This is a genomic window from Ensifer sp. GW821-FHT05G01 (assembly GCF_059419585.1).
Genome location: NZ_JBWKSC010000006.1, coordinates 247,855 through 271,933, shown reverse-complemented (window position 1 = coordinate 271,933; position 24,079 = coordinate 247,855). Strand labels below are relative to the sequence as shown.

The 24,079-nt window shown below is 61.7% G+C and carries 23 protein-coding genes; 11 read left to right on the top strand and 12 right to left on the bottom strand.

Annotation, left to right across the window (positions count from 1 at the left end; genetic code table 11):
• The first annotated feature begins 102 nt into the window (after positions 1–102).
• Positions 103–1,005, top strand: coding sequence for a metallophosphoesterase family protein (locus AC07UR_RS17105; RefSeq protein WP_173420828.1), 903 nt, complete (start codon positions 103–105; stop codon positions 1,003–1,005).
• Between the two features lie 182 nt (positions 1,006–1,187).
• The gene (locus tag AC07UR_RS17100) at positions 1,188–1,736 is read left to right on the top strand and encodes a tetratricopeptide repeat protein (RefSeq protein ID WP_173421070.1); all 549 of its coding nucleotides are present in this window, start codon (positions 1,188–1,190) and stop codon (positions 1,734–1,736) included.
• Between the two features lie 63 nt (positions 1,737–1,799).
• Here AC07UR_RS17100 and AC07UR_RS17095 read toward each other — a convergent pair whose 3' ends face one another.
• Positions 1,800–2,699: a DUF3313 domain-containing protein gene (locus AC07UR_RS17095; protein ID WP_173420829.1), complete on the bottom strand. Its 900-nt coding sequence runs from the start codon at positions 2,697–2,699 to the stop codon at positions 1,800–1,802.
• A 290-nt stretch (positions 2,700–2,989) separates the two neighbouring features.
• On the opposite strand from AC07UR_RS17095, the gene AC07UR_RS17090 reads away from it, so the two are divergent.
• From AC07UR_RS17090 to AC07UR_RS17070, 5 genes are all read left to right on the top strand, one after another.
• A complete protein-coding gene (locus tag AC07UR_RS17090; RefSeq protein ID WP_173420830.1) occupies positions 2,990–3,508 on the top strand; it encodes an RNA polymerase sigma factor in 519 nt (172 codons plus the stop codon).
• A gap of 3 nt (positions 3,509–3,511) precedes the next feature.
• Positions 3,512–4,339 carry an anti-sigma factor family protein gene (locus AC07UR_RS17085; RefSeq protein ID WP_209790973.1) on the top strand — a complete coding sequence of 276 codons (828 nt, stop codon included), beginning with the start codon at positions 3,512–3,514 and terminating at the stop codon, positions 4,337–4,339.
• Positions 4,340–4,789: 450 nt separating this feature from the next.
• On the top strand, positions 4,790–4,999 hold the full coding sequence (locus AC07UR_RS17080; protein WP_025427963.1) for a cold-shock protein: 210 nt from the start codon (positions 4,790–4,792) through the stop codon (positions 4,997–4,999).
• 238 nt (positions 5,000–5,237) lie between these two features.
• Positions 5,238–5,462 carry a hypothetical protein gene (locus AC07UR_RS17075; RefSeq protein WP_173420832.1) on the top strand — a complete coding sequence of 75 codons (225 nt, stop codon included), beginning with the start codon at positions 5,238–5,240 and terminating at the stop codon, positions 5,460–5,462.
• Between the two features lie 37 nt (positions 5,463–5,499).
• The gene (locus AC07UR_RS17070; protein ID WP_173420833.1) at positions 5,500–5,880 is read left to right on the top strand and encodes a DUF6481 family protein; all 381 of its coding nucleotides are present in this window, start codon (positions 5,500–5,502) and stop codon (positions 5,878–5,880) included.
• 110 nt (positions 5,881–5,990) lie between these two features.
• Here the strand turns inward: AC07UR_RS17070 and leuA are convergent, their stop codons facing one another.
• Positions 5,991–7,700, bottom strand: a complete 1,710-nt coding sequence (gene leuA / locus AC07UR_RS17065) for a 2-isopropylmalate synthase (protein WP_173420834.1) — start codon at positions 7,698–7,700, stop codon at positions 5,991–5,993.
• A gap of 454 nt (positions 7,701–8,154) precedes the next feature.
• Entirely contained in the window at positions 8,155–8,733 is a 579-nt protein-coding gene (locus AC07UR_RS17060) for an ATP-dependent Clp protease proteolytic subunit (protein WP_173420835.1), read from the bottom strand.
• Between the two features lie 240 nt (positions 8,734–8,973).
• Between AC07UR_RS17060 and AC07UR_RS17055 the strand changes: the two genes are divergently transcribed.
• Positions 8,974–9,552, top strand: a complete 579-nt coding sequence (locus AC07UR_RS17055; protein WP_209790974.1) for a HupE/UreJ family protein — start codon at positions 8,974–8,976, stop codon at positions 9,550–9,552.
• Between the two features lie 50 nt (positions 9,553–9,602).
• On the opposite strand, the gene queF is transcribed toward AC07UR_RS17055, so the two are convergent.
• From queF to AC07UR_RS17040, 3 genes are all read right to left on the bottom strand, one after another.
• A complete protein-coding gene (gene queF, locus AC07UR_RS17050) occupies positions 9,603–10,067 on the bottom strand; it encodes a preQ(1) synthase (RefSeq protein ID WP_077503408.1) in 465 nt (154 codons plus the stop codon).
• Positions 10,064–10,981 (bottom strand): cation diffusion facilitator family transporter, encoded by a 918-nt coding sequence (locus AC07UR_RS17045; RefSeq protein WP_209790975.1) that lies wholly within the window; start codon positions 10,979–10,981, stop codon positions 10,064–10,066. The genes queF and AC07UR_RS17045 overlap by 4 nt, the downstream gene beginning before the upstream one ends.
• Positions 10,982–11,135: 154 nt before the next feature.
• Positions 11,136–12,686 carry an MFS transporter gene (locus AC07UR_RS17040; protein WP_209790976.1) on the bottom strand — a complete coding sequence of 517 codons (1,551 nt, stop codon included), beginning with the start codon at positions 12,684–12,686 and terminating at the stop codon, positions 11,136–11,138.
• Between the two features lie 181 nt (positions 12,687–12,867).
• Between AC07UR_RS17040 and AC07UR_RS17035 the strand changes: the two genes are divergently transcribed.
• Complete coding sequence (locus tag AC07UR_RS17035; RefSeq protein WP_173420839.1) at positions 12,868–13,791, top strand: LysR family transcriptional regulator; 924 nt, start codon at positions 12,868–12,870, stop codon at positions 13,789–13,791.
• A gap of 78 nt (positions 13,792–13,869) precedes the next feature.
• On the opposite strand, the gene AC07UR_RS17030 is transcribed toward AC07UR_RS17035, so the two are convergent.
• From AC07UR_RS17030 to AC07UR_RS17020, 3 genes are all read right to left on the bottom strand, one after another.
• Complete coding sequence (locus AC07UR_RS17030) at positions 13,870–16,059, bottom strand: anthranilate synthase (RefSeq protein WP_209790977.1); 2,190 nt, start codon at positions 16,057–16,059, stop codon at positions 13,870–13,872.
• 113 nt (positions 16,060–16,172) lie between these two features.
• The gene (trpLE, locus tag AC07UR_RS17025; protein WP_178385073.1) at positions 16,173–16,217 is read right to left on the bottom strand and encodes a trpE operon leader peptide TrpLE; all 45 of its coding nucleotides are present in this window, start codon (positions 16,215–16,217) and stop codon (positions 16,173–16,175) included.
• Positions 16,218–16,336: 119 nt separating this feature from the next.
• Positions 16,337–18,442 carry a TonB-dependent receptor domain-containing protein gene (locus AC07UR_RS17020; protein WP_209790978.1) on the bottom strand — a complete coding sequence of 702 codons (2,106 nt, stop codon included), beginning with the start codon at positions 18,440–18,442 and terminating at the stop codon, positions 16,337–16,339.
• Positions 18,443–18,736: 294 nt separating this feature from the next.
• Between AC07UR_RS17020 and AC07UR_RS17015 the strand changes: the two genes are divergently transcribed.
• Positions 18,737–19,681: an extensin-like domain-containing protein gene (locus tag AC07UR_RS17015; protein ID WP_209790979.1), complete on the top strand. Its 945-nt coding sequence runs from the start codon at positions 18,737–18,739 to the stop codon at positions 19,679–19,681.
• On the opposite strand, the gene AC07UR_RS17010 is transcribed toward AC07UR_RS17015, so the two are convergent.
• Complete coding sequence (locus AC07UR_RS17010) at positions 19,678–20,130, bottom strand: thioesterase domain-containing protein (RefSeq protein WP_209790980.1); 453 nt, start codon at positions 20,128–20,130, stop codon at positions 19,678–19,680. The genes AC07UR_RS17015 and AC07UR_RS17010 overlap by 4 nt on opposite strands.
• Positions 20,131–20,358: 228 nt before the next feature.
• Between AC07UR_RS17010 and AC07UR_RS17005 the strand changes: the two genes are divergently transcribed.
• Complete coding sequence (locus tag AC07UR_RS17005) at positions 20,359–20,865, top strand: DUF1993 domain-containing protein (protein WP_209790981.1); 507 nt, start codon at positions 20,359–20,361, stop codon at positions 20,863–20,865.
• A gap of 197 nt (positions 20,866–21,062) precedes the next feature.
• On the opposite strand, the gene AC07UR_RS17000 is transcribed toward AC07UR_RS17005, so the two are convergent.
• Positions 21,063–22,742 carry a formate--tetrahydrofolate ligase gene (locus tag AC07UR_RS17000; RefSeq protein WP_209790982.1) on the bottom strand — a complete coding sequence of 560 codons (1,680 nt, stop codon included), beginning with the start codon at positions 22,740–22,742 and terminating at the stop codon, positions 21,063–21,065.
• 110 nt (positions 22,743–22,852) lie between these two features.
• Positions 22,853–24,076 carry a DUF2333 family protein gene (locus AC07UR_RS16995; protein ID WP_173420846.1) on the bottom strand — a complete coding sequence of 408 codons (1,224 nt, stop codon included), beginning with the start codon at positions 24,074–24,076 and terminating at the stop codon, positions 22,853–22,855.
• Between the last annotated feature and the right edge of the window lie 3 nt (positions 24,077–24,079).

Sequence of the window (24,079 nt, the reverse complement as noted above, 5' to 3'; positions counted from 1 at the left end):
GCTGCTGTTTTTCCAGGTGTTTATCCTTCCGAATAGGCCGTTGGCCGGGATTAATCCGGCGACATGATTCCCCTCAACCGGAATATGCGCTAGACGGGGACGATGTTCAAACTTGCCCATATCTCCGATGTCCACCTCGGCCCCCTGCCCGATCTCTCCTTGAGGGAACTCGCCTCCAAGCGCATCACCGGCTTCGTCAACTGGCACCGGAACCGCAGGCGACACCTGTTCACGGGCACGCTCGATTGCCTGATGGCCGACATCGAGAAGCGCGATCCGGACCATATGGCAATCACCGGCGACCTGGTGAACCTCGCTTCATCGCGGGAGATCACCGCGGTGACGGACTGGCTCGACGACGCTGGAGACCCGGCCAACATCTCGATTGTCCCGGGCAACCACGATGCCTATGTGCCGGGCGCCTATGAGAAAACGACGCGCGCCTGGTATCCCTTCATGCGCGCCGATGGCGCCCCGGCCGATTGGCATGAGAACCATCGCTGTTTCCCCTATATGCGGGTGCGCGGCCCGGTGGCGCTGATCGGTTGCTCGACGGCCGTCGCGACACCGCCCTTCGCCGCCAGCGGCTATTTCGGCCAGCGGCAGGCCCGCGCCACCGTCAAACTGCTGCGCCAGGCGGGCGATGCCGGCCTCTTCCGCGTGGTGATGATCCACCATCCGCCGATCCGCGGCGCCACCTCGCTGCACAAGCGCATGCTCGGCATCCGTCGTTTTGCAGCGACGATCTCGTCTGGCGGCGCCGAACTGGTGATCCACGGCCACACGCACTTGAACACCGTCTATTGGCTGAAGGGGCAGAACGGCCCGGTACCGGTTGTCGGCATCTCCTCGGCATCGCAGGGCCCGGGCGGCCACAAGCCGCCGGCTGCCTACAACCTGTTCACCATCGCCGGCGAGGCCGGCAACTGGCACCTCACCCGCGAGCGATACGCGCTCAACGCCGACGCGACGGGCGCCACGCTGGTTGAGACCACCCGTTTCTAGGGACGGGACGATCATAGGAGAGGCCGGCCCGAAATTTGCCGGAATCCCATCCCCGAGAGGAATAAATACGCCTGTTTGCGCGTCACACTCCCGTTCGGGTTCCCACAACCGGCAGAGCGATCTATTCTCTGTGCTGGAGATGGCGTGCTCGGCGCCATTGTATCAGTTGGGAGATAGGCATGATGTACCGCAAGACCATTCTATGCACCCTGTTTGCCGCCGGCGCGGCCATCTTCTCAGCGCAGACGGCCATGGCCGCCGGCGAGGATAGCAGCGAGCCGCCGAAGAAAACCAAGACGAGCAGCGAATGCACCCAAGGCAAGGTCTGGGATGCCAGGAAAAATGCCTGCGTTAACGCCAAGAAGAGCGATCTGAGCGACGACATCCTTTTCCAGGCCGCCCGCGAGCTCGCCTATGCCGGCCAGTATGAGAATTCCATCAAGGTTCTCGGCGCCGTCAGGGATCAGAAGAGCGCCCGGGTACTGAACTATCTCGGTTACGCCAATCGCAAGGCGGGCCGGATGGAACTCGGCATGCAATACTACAAGCGCGCGCTCCAGGCCGACGAAAACTATATCCTCGCCCGCTCTTACATGGGCCAGGCGTTGATCGAGCAGGGCCAGATCGAGGATGCCCGCGTGCAACTGGTCGAGATCCGCGACCGGGGTGGCGAAGACACCTGGGCCTATCGCTCGCTGTTGCAGTCGCTCGGCGGCGTCAGGCATTATTGACGCAGTCCCACTGCCTTCCCGCAACCGGGAAGGCAGTTCCGCACCCTGGCTGAAAGCGCCTCCTCAGCTACGCTTCTTTTCGGTCCATTCCGGCGGCAAGCCCAGCCCGCCGCCGACGATGCCTGTCACCCCGGAACCACGCCCGAAAACCGCGCAATCGGGATCGGTCGGCTTGCCGGTGACCGCATAGGACAGGCTGTTCGAGACGGCCTTCATCGACGGCAATTCGAAATCAGACTTCATCGGGTCGTTCGATTTTGCCAGCAACGCGCTGAAATCCTCGGAGAAGTCGCCGGCCAGTTCGAAGGCGTCGGCCGCTGTCGATGCGCGCGAGCCGTTGGTCAGGATATTGGCGCCCCGTGCCCATGTCAGCCCGGCGATCTGCTTGCCCCGTGTATCGAAGGCCTCCGCCTCCACGGCGAGACTGCCAAGACCGATCGGAATACGCGGGACCGGCACCGGAGCCACCGCCGAGGTGACGGTCGACACGCCGGCGACGACGGCATTGGTCGCCTTGACCTTGCTGACAACCGAGCGCACCGCCATATCCGCAGGCTTCGAGACCGGCACGACGTCGAAATGGGCACTGAGCGCCTCGCACAGCGACCGGTCGATACCCGTCGCCACCAGTTTCTTCTGGGGATCGCCGAGCGTGCCGACGTCGGCATTGGAGGCAAAGGTCGTCGGGATCAGGTGCACGGTCTTCACCGTCTTGGTCGCGGCGGAATCGACCCGGTACTTCGTCTTGGTCACCATGCCATCGCTGGCGACGAAATCCTTGTAGGACGACAGCGAGCCGGTCTCGCTGAGCGACGCACTCTGGCAGGCAGCGAGGCCCGCAAGCGATACGCTTAAGCCCGCAACGCGAAGGAACGGCGACGCCGATCGCAACCGCTCACCCAGCACGCGCCCAGAGGATCGCCAGCCGCTACGGCCTGCACGATCGCATTCTTGTTTGTTCATTGACACTTCCCCCGACAACGACTTGCAGTTGCACGGATGAGTACCGGTCAGATTCGGGCTGAACTTTGACGCACTGCCGGCGCAAGCTCGCAGTTTACGGTAACGACTGCCTCGCGAGACGGGGTGCGGGTGAGCGAAGGTTTTTGGGATTACGGCGCAAGAAAGAACAGATTTCGCTTTCCGATCCGGGACTTCCCTTGCAGACTGGCGCTCAAATGTTTCATATCATTGGCCGTGGATACTATCTGGCGAATAAAGACACGATCCCGCACGTTTCATTTGGAAGAGCAATGCGCCCAGCGGCAGAAACGAAGGACTTCAGACGCGACTTGGTCAGCCTGCTGCCCAAATTGCGCCGTTTCGCAATGACATTGACGCGCAATGCCCATGATGCCGATGACCTTGTCCAGGAAGCTTGCGAAAGAGCGATTACGCGCAGTCACCTCTGGAACGGAGAAGGCCGACTCGAAAGCTGGATCTACGCCATGACGCGCAATCTCTGGGTCGACGAGATCCGCAAGCGAAAAGTCCGCACCGGCAGTGGCACGGTTGACGCGTCCGACCAGGACGAACTCAGCGTCGAGGCCTCCGCCGAAAAGGCCGTCTACGCCAACCAATTGCAGAAAATGATCCTCTCCATGCCCGAAGGCCTGGCAAGCACGTTCCTCCTGGTCAATGTTGAAGGCCATAGCTACCGCGAGACTGCCGATATCCTCGGCATCCCCATCGGCACGGTCATGAGCAGGCTATCGACAGCGCGCCTCAGGCTCGCCGCGATGATTTCCGAAAACACCGAAAGGAGGGCATGACCGTTGCAGCAGACGAAAGGTCACGCGCTCGAGATTCGGTTGTGCGCCTATATCGACGGCGAACTCGGCGAGGCAGAGAAGACTGAGCTGGAGGCGCTCCTCGCCCGCGACGAGGACGCAAAGGCTCTGTTCGAAAAGCTGAAGGCCGGTAGTGCCTTCGGCAACACGGCTTTCGAGGATTTCCTGCACGATCCGGTGCCACTGGCGCTGGTGCGTCAGATCAAGCAGGGATCCGGCATCAATCCCAAGGCGGAACGGGTGACGATCGCTGCCGCCAATGTCAGCCGCGTGCGCGTCTGGCCGCGCGTGATGGCCGCTTCCGTGGCGCTGGCTCTGCTCGGTGGCACCGCCGGCTATATCGTCGGGACGACAACCGGCCTCGGCGAGCCGACGAAGCTTGCTTCAGCACGTAGCTGGCTCGACGACATCGCCGACTACCACCGCATCTATTCACGCCAGAAGGAACGCCTCGTCGAGGTTCCTGCCTCCGAAGCTCCTGTTATCGAGACCTGGCTCGCCTCCAGCGTCGGCGTGCCGTTCACCATCCCCAACCTCACCGGCAAGGGCCTGAACTTCGAGGGCGCACGCCTGCTCGTCGCAAACGGCAAACCCGTCGCCCAGCTCATCTATCGCAATGCCGATGGCGACGTGTTTGCAATCTGTTTCCTCAAGGACAGCGACAGCCCGCAATCCGACAAGTTCTCCGAAAGCATCCGCGACGATCTCGGCATGGTTTCCTGGCAGCGCGGCGGCGCATCCTTCGTCGTTGTCGGTCCGTCCGCAAATCCCGGCCTGCACGATCTGGCCGAAGCGGTCTCGACGACAATCTGACCCTGAACCTTCACACCGCCCCGCCGCTCTGTCGCCTTCGTGTTGGCGTGCCATTTGTCAGGCTGGATCGCGTCGCCGTGAAAGCCGGCTCGCTCGCCGGTCCGGCAGAAAGCAAGAATGCCCGAACCCCAGGCAGTTATTTACTCACACAACCAAATAGTTAAAGCCACTTTTGATACGGAAAATACATCTGCCGCCGTGGGCAAATATTGACTCCGAATTGCGGTGTCGTCTCGCCCGGAAAATTGGCAAAATTCAGCAAATAAAAACCAAAGGTTGACATTGCAATACTTTATCTCTATCTCTGGCAAATCGATATTTGCTTGCTGAGCTTTGGTTACCGCGCATTTAGCAACCGCGCCCTGAACGAACCTTCCTTTCAAAAATCGCTATCATCATCCGCAGCGCTTCCGCGCCGCGGTCATTCAATACGCTATGAAAGGGTTCATCATGACCACTGGCACAGTTAAATGGTTTAATTCCACCAAGGGCTTCGGCTTCATTCAGCCTGACAACGGCGGCCCGGACGCCTTCGTCCACATCTCTGCCGTCGAGCGCGCTGGCATGCGCGAAATCGTCGAAGGCCAGAAGATCGCCTACGACATGGAGCGCGACAACAAGTCGGGCAAGATGTCTGCCTGCAACCTTCAGGCAGCTTAAATCGGTATCGGCTCTCCCTTGACCACGGATGTACTGGCACTGTCGAGAGCATGATACCCATCAAGGTCAGGCATTATGCCTGGCCTTTTTTTGTTAGCACGTGTTGCCTGCATGATCCCGCCGATCGAAATCGCGCCGGAGATGAAACCATGTGGGAACCAAAGGGATAGCGCAGTTGTCGCATGCCTCCATGGAGGTGCGCCACTGCAGGCGAACCCCTTTTAAGTCGGGAAACCCCATGACAGACACACACAACAAATCGCGCCAGCGGGCCGAGATCGCCTTTGCCAAGGAGCAATCGCAGTTCTTTGCCCGTGACAGCGCGGTCGAAGAGCTTGACTCGATCGTCCAGGCTCGCGAGGAGAAGACCTTGCGCCTGCGGGAAGCCCGCCTGGCAAAAGAGTTGCAGGATCGCCTGGCGGCCGCCGCCGCCCCCGTTTCGAAACGTGTCAGAAAGGCCTGACTTTCAGTCAGGGTGACACCTCAACTGGAATAGAGACTTGAGAAACATCAGAAACAGTGAACTCACCGACCGTCGTAGCGCCGCCAACGATGCGAAGGCAGCGCTTCTCCAAGCCTATCGCGCTGCAAAGGAAGCAGCCGAACCGACCCAGCTCGCCCGACAGGCCGAACGCCAGGCGGTCGCTGCCGCCCGCGAGGAACGGCGTATCAATCGCGAGCGGGTAAAGACCGAGGAGCGCGAGCGCGCGCAGGCAGAGGCCGCCGAGCGCGAGGCAGCAATCGCCGCTGCAGCAACGGCTGAGGCCGAAGCACGCGAAGCAGCTGACAAGAACCGCATTTCGCGCGTCATCGAAGACGAAGCTGCGCGCAAGGCCGAACGCGATCGGCGCTACGCCAACCGCAAGGCCCGGCAGGGCTAACCGCCTCCAGGCCCGAAATAAGCGGCCGGTCGGCACACCCGCATGGCATTGCATTGCATTCCGATTGAACACACCGCGCGTCGACCTCGACGCGCGGTGTTTTTTAATGCTCAGCTGAGCTTCATCTCCAGCACGCGGTTGGCGGCCGAAACGATCGCTTCCAGCGAGGCGGCGACGATGTTGGTGTTGATACCGGCGCCGAACAGCTTTCCGCCCGGATGCTCCATCTCGACATAGGCGATGGCGGCGGCGTTCGAGCCGTGCTGCAGCGAATGTTCGGAATAGTCGGCAACCGAGAGGTCGACACCGAGGTAGATCGAGAGCGCGTTAATGAAACCATCGATCGGACCGGTGCCCTTGCCCTCGATGCGCTTCGTCTCGCCATTGTCGGTGATCTCGGCTGCAACCACGCGCACGCCCTTGTGCTCACCGACCGGATAGGTGTGGTGATCGACGAATTTTATCCGCGCGCCGGGCTGGTCGACGTAACGCTCGATAAAGCGCTCATGGATCCGCTTGGAGGGTAGCTCCTTGCCTTCCTCGTCGGTGATGCGCTGGATATCTTCACGGAACTCGACCTGCAGGTTGCGCGGCAGGTTGATGCCGTAGTCTTCCTGCAGGATATAGGCGATACCGCCCTTGCCCGACTGCGAGTTGATGCGGATGATCGCCTCGTAGGAGCGACCGACGTCACGCGGGTCGATCGGCAGGTAGGGCACTTCCCACTGCGGTTTGTTGGCGGTCTTGATCGCCTTCATGCCCTTGTTGATCGCATCCTGGTGCGAACCGGAAAACGCGGTATAGACCAGCTCGCCGACGTAAGGGTGGCGCTCCGGGATCACCATCTGGTTGGAATACTCGTAGACTTCCTTGATCCGCTCGATGTCGGAGCAATCCAGGTTCGGGTCCACACCCTGGGTAAACATGTTCAATGCCAGTGTCACGACGTCGACATTGCCCGTGCGCTCGCCATTGCCGAACAGCGTGCCTTCGACGCGGTCGGCGCCGGCCATCAGGCCGAGCTCGGTCGCCGCGATACCCGTGCCGCGGTCGTTGTGCGGATGCAGCGAAATGATCAGGCTCTCGCGATTGTCGAGGTTGCGGCACATCCATTCGATCTGGTCGGCATAGATGTTCGGCGTCGCCATCTCGACGGTCGACGGCAGGTTGAGGATCAGCTTGTTGTCAGGCGTCGGCTTGACGATCTCGGTGACGGCGTTGCAGATCTCCAGCGCCACCTCGAGCTCGGTGCCGGTGAAGCTCTCCGGCGAATATTCGAAACGATAGCCGCCGCCGGCCTTGGCCGCCATGTCGGTGATCATCTTGGCGGCGTCGGTCGCGATCTGCTTGATCCCGGCCACGTCCTTGGCAAACACCACGCGGCGCTGCAGCTCACTGGTGGAATTGTAGAAATGCACGATCGGCTTGTGGGCACCCTGCAGTGCTTCGAAGGTCCGGGTGATCAGCTCCGGCCGGCACTGCACCAGCACCTGCAGCGACACGTCCTTGGCGACGTTGCCCTCTTCGATGCACCAGCGGGCAAAGTCGAAGTCCGTCTGCGAGGCAGAGGGGAAGCCGATTTCGATTTCCTTGAAGCCCATGTCGAGCAGCAGCTGGAACATGCGCGCCTTGCGGTCATGGCCCATCGGGTCGACGAGCGACTGGTTGCCGTCACGCAGGTCGACCGAGCACCAGATCGGCGCCTTGGTAATCGTCTTCGAAGGCCAGGTACGGTCCGTCAGCGCGACCTGCGGGTAAGGCTGATACTTGACCGCCGCTTCCGGCATGCCGTTCTTGATGGAATGGGATTTCTGGATCATTGCAGCTTCTCTTCATCACTGAGCGCTCTGGCCGCTTTGCCATAACCGATCGAGGATCGGATTGCGATGGCAAATGCCGCGGCGGGCGCGCCTTTGTCCTAAAACTCTATGGGATTCGAGGAGCATCTGCCGGCGTGGCTTTTCGGCCGCCGGGCGCTCCTCAGCGAACCCGGCAACCGCGAGTAAGGCCGAGAAGAAGAAGCGAGGCGAAGGCGCGCAGCGGCGCACGATTGTCATCGTGTGCGGCAGAGATCGTAGCGATCCGATATGCGCTGGCCTTGGTCATGCCAAAGCCTATACACGGCTTGCCGGAACGGAGCAAGGCGTCGCCTTCAGGAAACATTGGGTGGCTCCACGGGCTCTTCAATCCGTTGACCCGCAAAACAAAAAGGGCACCGGCGCGACCGCCGATGCCCTTTTCACATCAAACCGCCGCTTCCGGCGAGTATCGGCCTCAGATATCCGAAACCGAGGTGATGATGCGCGAAACGAGACCGTAGCTCTTGGCCTCTTCAGCCGACAGCCAGTAGTCGCGCTCGGTGTCCTTGGCGATCTTCTCGACCGACTGTCCAGTCGCCTCGGAGAAGATCTTGTTGAGGCGCTCGTTCATCTTGATGATTTCGCGCGCCTGGATTTCGATATCGGACGCCATGCCGCGGGTGCCACCAGACGGTTGGTGAAGCAGGAAGCGGGTGTTCGGCAGGCAAAGGCGACGCTCCTTGGGAACGCCGACATAGATCAGCGCGCCGGCGGAAGCGACCCAGCCGGTTCCGATTGTCCAGACCTTCGGCTTCACGAACTTGATCATGTCGTGAATGCTGTCGCCGGATTCGACGTGGCCGCCCGGCGAGCTGACGAAGAGGCGGATATCGTCATCGCTGGCCGATGCAAGCGCCACGAGCTGCGAGCACACCTTCTGCGCCAGTTCCTGGGTGATCGTGCCGTAGATGAAAATCGAGCGCGACTTGAAAAGGTTCGCCTCCGTTTCCTTGCCCAAGGGCAGTTCGGTGTTCTTGTCTTCCTCGTCGCTCATCGATGATTCTCCGGCGTCCAATGAATTTCTTTGTCAAAGTCAGATAATGCGACTCGACCGCGAAGACAATGCAACAAACCGAAGGGGCGACAAAGCGGCAATCAGGACTGTGTCTATGGTAAACACCGCCACCGCCAAATGCCGTATGGACAGCCAAACAAGAGGCAATAAGATCAGCGCGTCAACGAACAGCAAGAACGGGGCTTTCCTCCCAGGCCCTGTCGATCCATGGGGACGAGCATGAACAAACGCATCCTGATTGCGGCCGCAGCACTGATGGCATCCGCAGCACCCGCCTTCGCACACCTCAACCCGCAAGAGCACGGCTCGTTTGCCGCCGGCTTCTCGCATCCGCTCTTCGGCCTCGACCATATTCTGGTCATGGTCGCCGTCGGGCTCTGGGCCGCCCAGATCGGCGGCCGGGCGCTGTGGGCGGTGCCGACAGCCTTCGTCGCCATGATGGCGGTCGGTTTCGCGCTGGCAACCGCCGGCATCGACCTTCCGTTCGTCGAGCCCGCGATCCTCGCATCGGTTGTCGCGCTGGGCCTGCTGGTGGCCATGGCCGTGCGCCTCGATGCGGCCGCGTCGGCTGCTGTCGTCGGCCTGTTTGCGCTCTTCCACGGCCATGCCCATGGCGGCGAACTCGGCAGCGCCGGCGCCCTCCCCTTCGCCGTCGGCTTCATGATCGCTACCGCCGCCCTGCACACAGCCGGCATAGGCCTTGGCGTGACGCTGGGCCGCCTCTCCGGCGGCGGCACGCTGGCGCGCGTGCTCGGCGGGATCACGGCTCTGGCCGGAACGGCCCTGATCTTCGGCTGACGATCGCGACGAGAGGCAAAATGAAAATGGCGGGCCAGGCCCGCCATTTCTTATCCCCGTCCGCGATAGGTCGGCACGCCCTGATCGGGCAGCCACAGCCCTTCGGGCGGCTTGCCGGTCTGCCAGAACACGTCGATCGGGATGCCGCCGCGCGGATACCAGTATGCCCCAATGCGCAGCCAGCGCGGCGACAACAGCGTCACCAGCCGGTTGGCGATGTCGATGGTGCAATCCTCGTGAAAGGCGCCGTGGTTGCGGAAGGAATGCAGGAAAAGCTTCAGCGACTTTGATTCCACCAGCCATTCATCGGGCACGTAGTCGATGACGATATGGGCGAAATCCGGTTGTCCGGTCATCGGGCAAAGCGAGGTGAATTCCGGCGCGGTGAACCGCACCAGGAAGTCCGCGCCCCGATTGCCACTCGGCACACGCTCGAGCACCGCTTCGTCAGGGCTTTGCGGCAGATCGACCTTCGCGCCCAGTTGCGACAGGCCGGATACGTCAGTCTGGCTCATTTCCGAACTCCACTTACCTTTACGCGCACACCGTGCGCCGTTTCGCCTTCCGGCTCCACATGAATGGCGATCTTGGCGCCGGGATGAACCTTGCGGATCGCGTCTTCGATGCGGTCGCAGATATCATGCGCCTCTCCAACCGCCATCTTTTCCGGCACGACCATGTGGAAATCCACAAAGATCACCGCACCCGCTTGGCGAGTCTTCAAGTCGTGCACGCCAAGCGAACCCTTGGCATTGGCGGCAATCGCCTGCTTGATCGCCTCCTCTTCATCATCCGGCACGGCTCTGTCCATCAGCCCGTCGATCGAGCGTGAGATGACAATCCAGCCTTGGAACAGAATGTTGCAGGCAACGATGACAGCAAGCAGCGGATCGAGGATCGCGTAGCCGGTGGCAATGGCAAGAACAAGGCCGATCAACACGCCGATCGAGGTGACGACATCCGACAGGATATGATGCCCGTCGGCGCTGAGCGCAGGCGAGCGATATTGCCTGCCGGCGCGGATCAGCACATAGGCCCAGACGGCATTGATGACACCGGCGACAAAGTTGATCGCGAGCCCGAGGGCGGGCGCATCGAGAAGAACCGGCGCCATCATCGCCGGAACCGCTTCCCAGACGATCAGCAGCGCGGCAACGACGATCAGCACGCCCTCTATAACGGCGGAAATGTATTCCGCCTTGTGATGGCCGAAAGGATGCCCGGCATCCGCCGGCTTAGCGGCATATCCGATCATGGCATAGGCGATGACAGCCGCAATCACATTGACGGTCGATTCAAGACCGTCGGACAGAAGCGCGACGGAACCTGTCACCCACCACGCCAACATCTTCAGGCCCATGACGCCCAAAGCAAGCGGAATGCCCCAGAAGGCGAGTCGGAGCACGGTTCTGTTATCGGATACGGACATTTTCATCATTCCTCATGCAGATGCAAACGAGTTGCAAACGCAAGCCCATTGAAACGCAAAACCGCCCGCGCGAATTTCGCGCAGGCGGTCAATGGCAGACATATGTGCCATCAGTGGCGGCTTGTCAAAGGTTTGATCGGACCATCCGCACCTTCTAAGGGTCCATGGCTGTGCTCGGCAACAGATCAGGGTCTTCGGCTGCACTTTCCACCACGTCTGCGCCCTTGCCGAGATAGAGGAAGACGATCACCGCCGTGGCCGCGGTAATGGCCGTCAACAGCCAGAGCAGCGCGCCGAACGCATCGCCATAGGCCTGAAGCAGGACACCACGCTCGATCGACGGCACGACGCTGCCGGCCGCAGCCACGTTGCCAGTGACGAGCCTCTGGGCGATATCGGCAGCGTGCACGCCCGCCACCGAACCCAGGCTCATCTGCGCAAAGGCAGAGAGAAGCGCCGTCACCACCGCAAGCGCAACGCCTTCGCCGGCAACGCGGGTGGTGCTGAAGATGCCTGTCGCCATGCCCGCGCGCTCCTTCGGCACCACACTGACGGCAAGGCCATCCATCAAGCCCCAGGGCAGGCTGATGCCGATGCCGATGGTGAGCAAGGGTGCGACCAGCAACATAGGGTCGGCCCCCACGGGAAACTGACCGAGCCAGGCAAGACCGGCCGCCGACACCAGCAATCCGGTCCCGCAGATGGCCGCCGGCGCAAACCAGCGTGTCAACAGACCCGCGGCGATCGGCAGGACGAGAAGCGGCGCCGACAACGCAATCATCATCCACCCGCCTTCGATTTCACTCATGCCTTCGATGCCGATGAAACGCACCGGCAGCAGAATGAGCAGCACGACGAAAGCATAGGCAGGTGCCGCTGCCAGCAATTGTACGCCGACAAAACGAGGATATCTGAACAACGAAAGATCCAGCATCGGCCGCGCTACGGAGCGCTCGATCCGGTAGAAGATGAAGAAGAAGGCAGCAGCAGCTGACAACATTGCCAGGACAAACGGATCGCTCCAGCCGGCCTCAGGCATCTGCAGGATGCCGAAGGTCAGGAATGCCAGCGCGAGTGTGAATGTCGCCGCCCCCTTCCAATCGAGCCCTCCAGCATTAGGATCGCGTGTTTCCTTCAAGAAGATGGCCCCGAGCACAAGGGCGAAGCCGGCAAGCGCAACGACCAGCAGAAAGATTGCCGGCCAGCCGAATGCCTCGACCACGAGACCGGAAGCAATCGGGCCGAAGGCGAGGCCCACGCCGAAGCTCGCACCGACGATACTGAACGCCCGCAGCCGCTCGCCCTCTTCAAACTCCTGCGCCAGCGATGCCATGCCGCCGGAAAAGGCGGCTGCGGCGCCGAGACCCTGCAGCGCTCTGAGACTATCAAACCAGACAATGTCTCCGGCAAAGGCCAGGCCGAACGAGAACAGCCCGAAGGCTGCAAGCCCGCCAAGAAACATGCGCTTGCGGCCGTAGGTGTCGGCAAGCGCGCCGGCGGCCATCAAGGTGCTGCCGAAGGTCAGCATGAAGGCGTTGATGACCCAGTTGAGCGCCAGCGGGCTTCCGCCCAGGCTCCGGCTGATCGCGGGCAGCGCCACGGCCGGTCCGGTGAAGGTCAGCGGCATCGCCGCCGCGGCGCAGCAAACGGCGACAAGCACGAACAAACGTCCCGCCCCGCCCTCACATCCAATCTCTTCTCTCATATCTGTCAGTCCGCTGTGTTCGAGCAAAGGAAGGACCTCGCGGCGCACGCAAAGTGGCCGGCCATATGGTCCGTGTCAGTGACTATCGATTGACTTGAGCAGGATAAATTGGACACAGTATTCGGAAAATACCGCCATTATTCCTCGTATGGCGGAACAAAACGCTCGAATAGGAAAAGCCATGGATCGCCTGAGCGGACTGACGGCCTTTGTGCGAACCGCCGATCTCGGAAGTTTCGTTGCTGCAGGACGCGTGCTTGGGCTGTCCGCTTCGGCTGTGGGCAAGGCGGTGACGGGCCTCGAAAAGCAACTGGGCGTCCGTCTTTTTCAACGCTCGACGCGCAGCCTGCGACTGACCGAGGAGGGCCGGCTGTTTCATGAGCGCTGCCGCCGCGTGCTTGACGATCTCGACGATGCCGAGGCATCGCTCGCACAGGCTGTCGCCGCCCCGCGCGGCCGCCTGCGCGTCAGCGTTCCGATCGTCAGCTATCACCTGCTGTTGCCGGTGCTACCTGCGTTTGTCGAGCGCTACCCCGAGGTCGAACTTGACCTCGACTTCAATGATCGCATCGTCGACCTGATCGACGAGGAGGTCGACGTCGCCATTCGCAGCGGCGACCTGCCCGACTCCCGCCTGATGTCGCGGGCCCTCAGGCCATTCCGGCTGCTGCTTTGCGCCGCGCCTTCCTACCTCGCCGACCGCGGCACTCCTGAATGCCCGCGGGATCTCGACGGTCACCGGGCGATCCGGTTCCGCTTTCCCAACAGCCGCAAGCTGCAGGACTGGCCTATCGCCTTGCCGGCACAGGCCCTCCTGCCACCGATGCAGACGGTGCTGACATGCAACAACATGGAAGCCCTGCGGGGCGCCGTGGTCAGTGGCCTCGGCATCGGCTGCATGCCGGATTTTCTGGCGCGCGGGCCACTTGCCGACGGCACGCTCAAAACCGTGCTCGATGCCCATCTCGATGCGCCCGGCCAGTTCCATCTTCTCTGGCCATCGAACCGGCATCTGTCGCCGAAAGTCCGCGTCTTCGTCGATTTCCTCAGCGAACGGCTGTTTGCCGATCGCTGCGAAATCCCCGATGGCCCAAGCGCCCCTTGAGAACGACGGCCGGTTCCACAACGAAAAGCGCCGCCCCCGGTCAAGGAGGCGGCGCTTGATTGTGTGACGATGGTTTCCTTAGGCGGCTTTGACCTTCGCCCGCTTGGCGAGGTGCGCCACCACGTTTTCGATCATGCGCATGCCGGCATCGCCGCCGAGCGTCATGATCGATTCCGGGTGGAACTGCACCGCCGCAACCGGCTCCTTCGTGTGCTCGATGCCCATGATCGTGCCGTCTTCGCTTTCAGCCGTGATCATGAAATCACGCGGCAGGCTCGACGGATCGGCAAAGATCGAGTGGTAGCGACCGACGGTCACTTCCTTGCCGAGGCCGGAAAAGACGATGCCGGGCTCGAGCACGCGGATGCGCGAGGGCTTGCCGTGCATCGGGATCGCCAGTTGCCGGAGGTCGCCGCCATAGGCTTCGGCAAGCGCCTGCAGGCCGAGGCAGACGCCGAAGATCGGCAGGTCGCGGGCGCGCGCCTTCTTGATCGTCGCCTTGCAATCGAAGTCTTTCGGATTGCCGGGACCGGGCGAAAGCACGACGAGATCCGGCTTCACCCGGTCGAAGATCTCTTCGGCCACCGGCGTACGCACGGTCGTGACCGTGGCACCCGTCTGGCGGAAATAGTTCGCCAGCGTGTGCACGAAGCTGTCCTCGTGGTCGACGAGCAGGATGTTGACACCAGCACCGACGGCAGCGACATCGCGGCCAGCCTTGCCGGCGTTGGCGGATTTCGCGTCACGGATGGCTGCGATCATGGCAGAGGCCTTCAGTTCGGTTTCGGCTTCTTCTTCTTCCGGGTTTGAATCGTAGAGCAGCGTTGCTCCCGCCCTCACCTCGGCAATGCCGTCCTTGATGCGGATGGTGCGCAGCGTCAGGCCGGTGTTCATGTCTCCGTTGAAGCCGACCATGCCGATCGCGCCACCATACCATGCGCGCGGGCTCTTCTCGTGGCTCTCGATGAAGCGCATCGCCCACAGCTTCGGCGCGCCGGTGACCGTTACGGCCCAGGCATGGCTGAGGAAACCGTCGAAGGCGTCCATGTCGTCGCGCAGGCGGCCCTCGATGTGGTCGACCGTGTGGATCAGACGCGAATACATCTCGATCTGACGGCGGCCGATGACCTTGACTGAACCCGGAACGCAGACACGGCTCTTGTCGTTGCGATCAACGTCTGAGCACATGGTGAGCTCGGATTCGTCCTTCTTGGAGTTCAGGAGCTTCAGGATCTGCTCGCTGTCGGCGATCGGGTCGTCACCGCGCTTGATCGTGCCCGAGATCGGGCAGGTCTCGATGCGGCGGCCGGACACGCGCACGAACATCTCCGGCGAGGCGCCGACCAGATATTCCTGGTTTCCGAGATTGATGAAGAAAGAATAGGGCGACGGGTTGATCGCCTTCAGACGGTTGGAAATCTCCGACGGCTTGCTGTCGCAGCGCTCGAAGAACTTCTGGCCGGGCACGACCTCGAAGAGGTCACCGCGACGAAAGCTCTCCTTCGCCTTGACGACGAGTTCGGCATATTCGCCAGGGCGATGGTCGCCATGCGGCGGAATGCTGTCGACGGTCTGGAAGGGTTCGCTGGCGATCTCTTCCGTCTTGCCCTCGGTCGAAGCGCCGTCCTTGGCAAAATCGTAGCGGTCGATCCAGGCCTTGGCGGCATAGTGGTCGACGACCAGGATTTCGTCCGGCAGGAACAGCACCATGTCGCGCTGATCGTCCGGACGCTTCAGCTTCAGGTCGATCGCGTCGAACTGGAAGGCAAGGTCGTAACCGAAGGCGCCGTAGAGCCCGAGGTTTGCATCCTCTGCCGAATGGAAGAGGTTGGTGACGGCGCGCAGTACGGTAAAGACCGTCGGCATCTTCGAGCGTTCTTCCTCGGTGAAGACACGGTCGGGCACGTTGATCGTCAGGTCGAGACGGGTTGCCGTCGAGGAGACGAGCGTGATGTCGGCAACGGTTTTCAGATGTTCTGCGATGATCGACAGCAGCACTTCGCCACGGCCGTTATAGGCTTCGATCCAGAGCGCGCGACCGAAGGAGGAGATGCCGAGCGGCGGATCGACGACGGCGGTGTCCCAGCGGGTGTAGCGGCCGGGGTATTCGTAGTTGGACGAAAACACCGCGCCGCGGCGCTCATCCAGCCTGTCTACATAGCTGGAGATCGCATCCCCATAGGAGGCCTCGCGCCGCCTGCGGGTGACGACGATGCCGCCCCTGGTGGTATAGCTTTCCGCGCCGTCTTCGAGAATTGCCGTTGCCATTCGTCTCGCTCCGTAAAAGCCCGGTTTTCCCATGCGGCCAGAATACAAAAAAGCCGCCTCGAAATCTCCGGGCGGCTTGGTGTCTCAATCACGCATGACTGGTCAAGGCCGCCTCAGCGAGCCCACCACCAGATCGAAATGTTGCGTGCATTTGTCATGGGCGAAAGTGTTAGCGCGGGTTGCGCCCTTGCGCAAGCGGGAAAAAGCGGCACCGTAGAGGCAAAAGAAAAGGCGGCCACAAGGACCGCCTTTTCGACTGGAGTTCGTCTGGTATCGCTTAGAACTTGGCCTTGGCAGTGACCAGGAAGGTGCGGCCGCGACCGGTGTCGATCGTGCTGCCGGCAATGGTGCTCGACGATGGGGTATAGGTCTTGTCGAACAGGTTCGTCACCGTTCCCGTCACCTCGAAGCCATTCTCGAACTTGTAGTTCGCGAACATATCGACCAGGCCGTAACCCGGAACGGTCGGCGGTGTGCGGTTGATCGCGCCAACGTCGGCGCTCGATACGGCGTAGAAGCGCGTTCCGACCGTCAGGCGCTGGTCTTCGAGGAAGCGGGCACCGAGCGTGGCGCTGACGATGTTGTCCGGCAGATAGCTCTGCACGCCGAACCCGTTGACCTGCGACGGCAGCTTGCTGTCGGTGTAGGTATAGGCAAGGTCGCCGAACACGAAGCCTGCATCATAGGCCGCCTGCAGTTCGAAGCCCTGAACCGTCGAGGTGCCCGGGTTGTTGGCGAAGAAGATCTGACGGCCGCCATTGAGCAGGACTGCAGTGATGTAGTTGTCGATCCTGTTGTGGAAGTAGTTGGCCTTCACCCGCAGGCTGTCGCTGGAATCGAGCAAGCCGTCGAAGGAGAAATTGGCGCCGACTTCCCACCCCTTGGAGGTTTCAGGCTCCAGGAAAGGATTGGGGAAGAAGGACTGGCCGCTCGGACCCGGATGCGTGCCACCGGCAAAGGTTTCGTTGACGGTCGGCGAGCGCGAGGTCTCGGCGTAGGTCACGTAGGGCTGGAACCAGTCGGTCGGGTTGAGTGCCAGCGTGATGCTGGGGTTGAGGCGGCCGTCGGACTTGTCAACCGTGTAGGGACCAGCCGGAAGACCGATCGGGTTGCCGGCGACGACCGCGCCCGAACCGTCGAGGCTGTAGTGGTCCCACCGCAGGCCGGCCGTCAGATCGACGATGCCGTAGGTGAAGGTCGTATTGCTGAAGACGCCCGTCGTGGCATTGGTGCCGCTGCCGTTGACGCCAGCGCCCGGCCGCGCCGTGCTGTTGATGACGTCGTAATCGTCGCGGAAATACTCGACGCCGTAATTGGCCCGGACCGCCACTTCGCCGAGATCGAACAGCGAGGTGTTGGAGACATCGAAGCCCTTGCCGGTATCGGTGATGCGGCGACCTGCGGCAGTACCGGCACCGTTCACATCGGCGTCGTACTTCATCTTCAGCCGGTTCCAGTAGGCATTGGCGCGGAAGTCGATGAGCTCGTTGTCCGGCGTGTAGGAATAGCTTGCCGCCAGCGTCTGGTTGTTCACGTTCTGGAAGTAGGAGTTGGCGAAGAAGTCGTTGTCATAGGTGATGCCGCTGAACTTGAAGGTATGATCCTTGTCCGGCGTCACTTCGAACTTCAGCATGCCCGACAGCAGGTCCTCCTCGGTGTAGGGAACCTTAACGCCGTTGCCGTTGTCGTAGTTGCCCGGATCGGCCTTGCTGATGCCGCCCAATACCGAGAACACGTCGTTGAATCGATAGGCGCCGATCAGCGACTCCGACCAGCCGGCACCGTTGGTGCCGTAGGTGGCCGAGGCGATGCCGCCATAGTTCTTGCCGTCCTGGATCAGATCTTCGACGTCATAGGTCCTGAAGTTGACCGAACCGGCCAGCGCACCACCGCCAACACCGTTGACCGCGCCACGGGTCACGTCGATCTCAGACAGGAACGCCGGATCGAAATAGGCAAAGCCCTGCGCTTCATGGCCGGTGAAGCGGAAATTCTGGCGCACGCCGTCGATCATCATGTTGACGCGGCCGGAACCTTCGAAGCCACGGATGTTGACGGCCACGCCCGGGTTCTGCGGGTTGTTCGCCGTCGATGTGCCAGGAACGCCGCGCAAGAGGTCGTCGGTTTCAAGCCCGGACTGAAGGTCGATCTGGTCGGTCGTCACCACGCTGACCGGGCCGGCCTTCGCATAGGGGTCACTGGTGCGTGCGCCCTTGACGACGATCGGCGACAGGAAGGTTTCACCCTTCTTTGCAGCTTCAGCCGTCTGCTCGTTTGCCTTCTGTTCGGTCGTCGCGGTCTGCGCGAAGGCAGCCGTTGCAGCGGAAAGAGCAAGTGTAGTCGTGCAAGCCAGAAGTGCCAGGCGACGGTGCCGGTTAAGCATGGACCAATCCTTTGAAATCATGGGCCGGGCTTGCTGTTGAGCGGCGAACTCAAGGGGCTGGCTGGGCGTGGGGTCGAAAGCGTTGCGACATTGCGTCGCCTCATTTATGCCGCATAAAAAACATGACTATTGTTGTCAACATAGAAACGCTTCCCCCACAATTTATGGGATCGTCCCAATTCGGGGCGTTGCCGAACTGCAACGCTCTTTGGGCAAGGCCGATGAAACCAGATCGCCTCCCATGCGTTCCTCCCCCTCTTGGGCTACCGCTCCGGACCCCGTGAAAGGATACGCATGCGTTGCCATATCCCTCTGATTTTCCTGTCGACATTACTCCTCACCGGCGCGAGCCTTCCTAAATCCGGACCTCTTCCTTCCGAAAAACCGCCGACGGGCACTCAGGCCGAAGCGCCCATTCCAGCGCCTGAAAAAAAGCCTGAAACGCCGCCAAAGGATGGTGAGGCAAACAAGAACCAACCGCCGCCAGAAGAAGAGCAGGACAGCCAAACTCCCACACCTGAGCCGAAGCCGTCAGAAGGCACGGACACCGAGAAGGCTGACGACAAGGGAGGTGATGAAAAGAAGGGCGATACTGCCGGCGAACAAAAGAACCAGGACAAGCCGGCCGACGACAAGGTGGACGCACCACCAGTCACCTATCCGCCGGTCGAAAAGGAGAACCCGGCCGATTACGCCAAATGCCTGTCGGAGCTGAAGGCACTGGGCGCGGTCTTCACCGAGGCCAAGCGGGTCGACGATGGCAAGGGCTGCGGCATCGACAAGCCGCTCGACGTCACCAGCGTCTTGCCCGACGTCAAGTTGGCACCGAAAGGGCTGATGCGCTGCGAGGCGGCTCTGGCGCTTGCGCGCTGGACAAAGGAAGCAGTGCAGCCGGCGTCTGACGTGGCCTTTGCCAAGGGCACGACGGTCAAGACGCTGAACCAGGCCTCCACCTACATTTGCCGCCTGCGCAACAATGCGAAGACCGGCAAGATCTCCGAACATGCCCATGGCAACGCCGTCGACATCGCGTCCTTCACCTTAAGCGACGGCAAGACAATCGAGATCCAGCCGCGCGACGAGGACGGCACCATGACCGGCGCCTTTCAGCGGGCGATCACCGCATCGGCCTGCCTCTATTTCAAGACCGTGCTCGATCCCGGCAGCGACGCAGCGCACGAAACGCACCTGCATCTCGACGTGATCGAACGCAGGAACGAATACCGCTACTGCCGCTAACTCTTTCCGTGTCCGAGGGCGACGAACTCGCCCTCGAAACGCCCGGCAAGCTCGTCACCATCGAGCAATTCCGCAGCAACGACGATGCGTGCCTTGCCCCGACGATGAAACACGCGCAGGAAATCCGGCCATTGCCCGATGTCTGCAAGGGTCGCGCAAGCCGCAAATGGACCGGCCACCGGCTTCAGATACTCCATGCGGTTGCTCTGGATCACCAGGCGTGCCGGAACGCCGGCGCGGGTCAGCCGAACATGCAGCAGCGACCAGGCGGACAGGATCGACAGCGCCGAGGCGCTGCCACCGAACACCGTCTCGCGATGATTAATGTTCGGAGCCAGCGGTGCCGAGAGGCGCACGTGCTCGTCCGTTACCTCTTCGACATGAACCTGCATCGCCGCGGACAGCGGAATATGGGCGTGAAGATAGGCTTCGAGGTTGAGCGGGGTCATGGGCGGCTTTTCCATTCGGCTGAGGACGTCTTGGATGGCAGGTCACCTGAAGAGATGAGCACGGCGACGCCGCCCTCCACAATAGTCTGAACGTTTGGCGCCCTCTCATGAACATTCCGCAGCACACCCAGGCCCACAAAGGCAACGCCGGCGCCTTGTCGGATCCGGTTTCCTTTCCCAGATAGCAGTCCAGGCAGATCGCAATCCCCCAACGCCCGAGGAACCACCATGGCACTCACGATGTACCGGCTCTCCGTTCCCACCTTCGTCCATGGCTTCGCTGTCCTCAGCAAATTGCTCGACAAGGCCGAGACCCATGCCGGCGAAACGGGCCTTTCGCTCGACGACCTCGTCAACGCCCGGCTCACCGCCGACATGCTGCCGCTCTCCGGCCAGGTCCAGCGCGCCAGCGACACGTCGAAGGGCACCATCGCCCGGCTGACCTATCTCCAAGTGCCGAGCTTTCCTGACGAAGAGAAGACGTTTGCGGATCTGCGCGAGCGCATCGGCAAGTCGGTGGCGTTCCTCGAAACGGTCCGGCCGGCCGACCTCGACGGCAGCGAGACCCGCGAGGTCACACTCAACTTCACCAAGCTGAAGATGACGCTCTCCGGCGAGGACTATCTGCTGAAGTTCGTGCTGTCGAACTTCTATTTCCATCTGACCACGGCCTACGACATCCTGCGCCACAAGGGTGTTCCGGTCGGCAAGGCAGACTTCATCAGCCTCAGCTGAGGCTGTGCATGAAATGGAAGGTGCGGAGCTGTAACGTCAGCCGACAACGCCTCAAATCGATTTCGTTTTGAGGCGTTGTCGATCCTTGCGATCGGCTAAAGCATTTCCAGGAAAAGTGCGGAGCGGTTTTCCGTCAGGAAATGCGTAAAAACAGAGACATAGAGCGTTTCTGTGTTTCCGTCTAAATCGGAAACGCTCTAGAACAGCCCTTCGATGTAGCCCTGTTGGTTGAGATAAATCTTCTCCGACGACGGCACCTTCGGCAGGCCGGGCATGGTCATGATCTCGCCGGTGATGACGACGACGAAACCCGCTCCTGCAGCAAGCCGGACTTCGCGGATAGGAACCGCGTGTCCGGTCGGCGCCCCGCGCAGGTTGGGGTCGGTCGAGAACGAATATTGCGTCTTGGCCATGCAGATCGGCAGGTGGCCATAACCCTGGTCCTCCCAGGTGCGCAATTGGTCGCGCACCGACTTGTCGGCGATCACTTCGCTGGCATGGTAGATGTCCTTGGCGATCGTCTCGATCTTGTGGAACAGCGACATCTCGTCGGGATAGAGCGGCGAAAACTGCGAGTGGCCGCCCTCGGCAAGCTCGGCCACCTTGCGTGCCAGTTCCTCGATGCCGGCTGAGCCTTCGGCCCAGTGGCGGCAGAGCACGGCCTCGGCACCGAGCGTTGCGACATAATCCTTGATTGCCTGCACCTCGGCCTCGGTGTCGGAGGTGAAGTGGTTGATCGCCACGATTGCCGGCACACCGAATTTTTTCACGTTCTGCACGTGGCGGCCAAGATTGGCGCAACCCTTGCGCAGCGCCTCCAGGTTTTCCTTGCCGAGATCGTCCTTCTTGACCCCACCATTCATCTTGATCGCGCGCACAGTGGCGACGATGACAGCGGCGTCGGGCTTCAGCCCCGCCTTGCGGCACTTGATGTCGAAGAATTTTTCCGCCCCGAGATCGGCGCCGAAACCGGCTTCGGTCACCACGTAATCCGCAAGCTTGAGCGCCGTCGTGGTCGCGATCACCGAGTTGCAGCCATGGGCGATGTTGGCGAACGGGCCGCCATGCACGAAGGCCGGGTTGTTCTCCAGCGTCTGCACTAGGTTCGGCTGCATCGCATCCTTCAAGAGCACCGTCATTGCGCCATCCGCCTTGATGTCGCGGGCAAAGACCGGGCTCTTGTCGCGCCGGTAACCAATGATGATATTCCCCAGGCGCTTTTCCAGATCCTTCAGATCCGTCGAGAGGCAGAGGATCGCCATGACCTCGGAGGCGACGGTGATGTCGAAGCCGGTCTCGCGCGGGTAGCCGTTGGCGACGCCGCCGAGCGAACCGACGATGCTGCGCAGCGCCCGGTCGTTCATGTCCATCACCCGTCGCCAAGTGATGCGCCTGATGTCGATGTTCTGCTCATTGCCCCAGTAGATGTGGTTGTCCAGCAGCGCCGCAAGCAGGTTATGGGCGGAGGTGATGGCGTGGAAATCGCCAGTGAAATGGAGGTTCATGTCCTCCATCGGCACCACCTGGGCGTAGCCGCCACCGGCCGCCCCGCCCTTGACGCCAAAGCAGGGGCCGAGCGACGCCTCGCGGATGCACACGACCGCCTTCTTGCCGATGCGGTTGAGCCCGTCGCCGAGACCGACGGTCGTCGTCGTCTTGCCTTCGCCTGCCGGCGTCGGGTTGATTGCCGTCACCAGGATCAGGTGGCCGTTCTTGCGGTCCTTCTGGGCTGCAATGAAATCGGCGCTGATTTTCGCCTTGTCATGCCCGTAGGGCAGCAGATGCTCCGACGGAATGCCGAGCTTTGCGCCGACCTCGAGGATCGGCTTCTTCTTCGCGGCGCGCGCGATTTCGATATCGGACTTGACCTCCGCCATGGGTTTTCCCCTCCCTCCAAGCTGCATTTCTTCTTTTGCCGCACCCCTTCATGGGATGAAGCTTGTTTCCAGCGGCTCCGGGTCGGAGCCGCCGCCTTCAGGCATGAAATTCAGCGTGCAAGAATGTCGCGCATTTCGACGATGTTGGAGCGCACCCGCAGGATATAGAAGCCCATGGTCGCCAGATGCGTCGGCATGATCCAGCCGGCCTCCTCGCCGTTGGAGATGATCAGCGGCTGAATGCGAAGCGCCGAGCGCAGCTGCTTGATCGTTTCCGTCCAGATCGGCGTCAAGCCGCGCTGGGCAACCACGTTCTCGAAGTCGGCACCGGCAGCCGAAAGGATGCCGTAATAGCCATAGAGCTGGCCGTAGGCGAACCAGAAGCGGTCGTCGGCGCGCGTGTCGAACCAGCCGCCATTGTGGTTTTCCGAGCGCTCGCGAATGATCGCCGAGGTGTTGCCGAGGTCGTTGGCGATGCGGTCGAGGAATTCGACCAGGTTATCGGCGCGGCCGTCGAAGACGGCGTCGCACTTGGCAAGCGAAGCGTTGAAGGCGCGCATGTCCTTCATGGCGGCGCGATAGAAGCTCGGTGTCGGCGTCTTCGGGCCGAACGGATTGAGACCGAAGTACCAGGTCTCCTCGTCGAACTGGATGTTGCCGCGCGCGCGCTGCAGGTCGTTGTTGATGCCGGAGGTGCCGCGAACGCGCCCGAGCGAATCGACGAGCTCCACCGAGGTGCGGCGGACCGCCTGGTTGATGCCGCGCTGGAACGATGCCTTGTTGTCGAGCCAGGGCGTATCGTCCCAGTCGAGACCGAAGAAGCCGGTCTTGTAGAGCAGCATCGACGAGATCCAGGCATTCTCGTTGACGTTGAAATCAATGAGGTCGGCCGTGACATCGACGATCGCCGAGGTCTGGCACTGGGTTCCGGCCGGCAGCTGGACGGCGGCGAGCGCCTCGGGCGTCACTTCGGCCGGCGGCGTGGCGACTGCCGCCTGGTTGGCTGCAGCTGCGCCTGTCGTCGTCTGCCCTGTCGTCGCCCCCGGTCCGCTCACAGGCGAACCGGCCGGCACCTTGCGCTCGGCGAGCTTGTAACGGTCGATGTAGTCAGGGTTGAAGTTCGTCCAGGCCTGGGTCTGCCAGACGAAGTAGCCATAGAAGAAGATCAGGCCGAGCAGGATGATGCCGATCGGTCCCTTGATGATCCAGCTGCGCTGGCGATACCAGTTTCCAAGTGCCACGAACGGCCACAGCAGCCACGCAACGGCCAGGCCGATGCCGCGGCCGATCGCGGTAAAGACACGCTGGAAAAACGCGACGATCGGATCAAACATGTC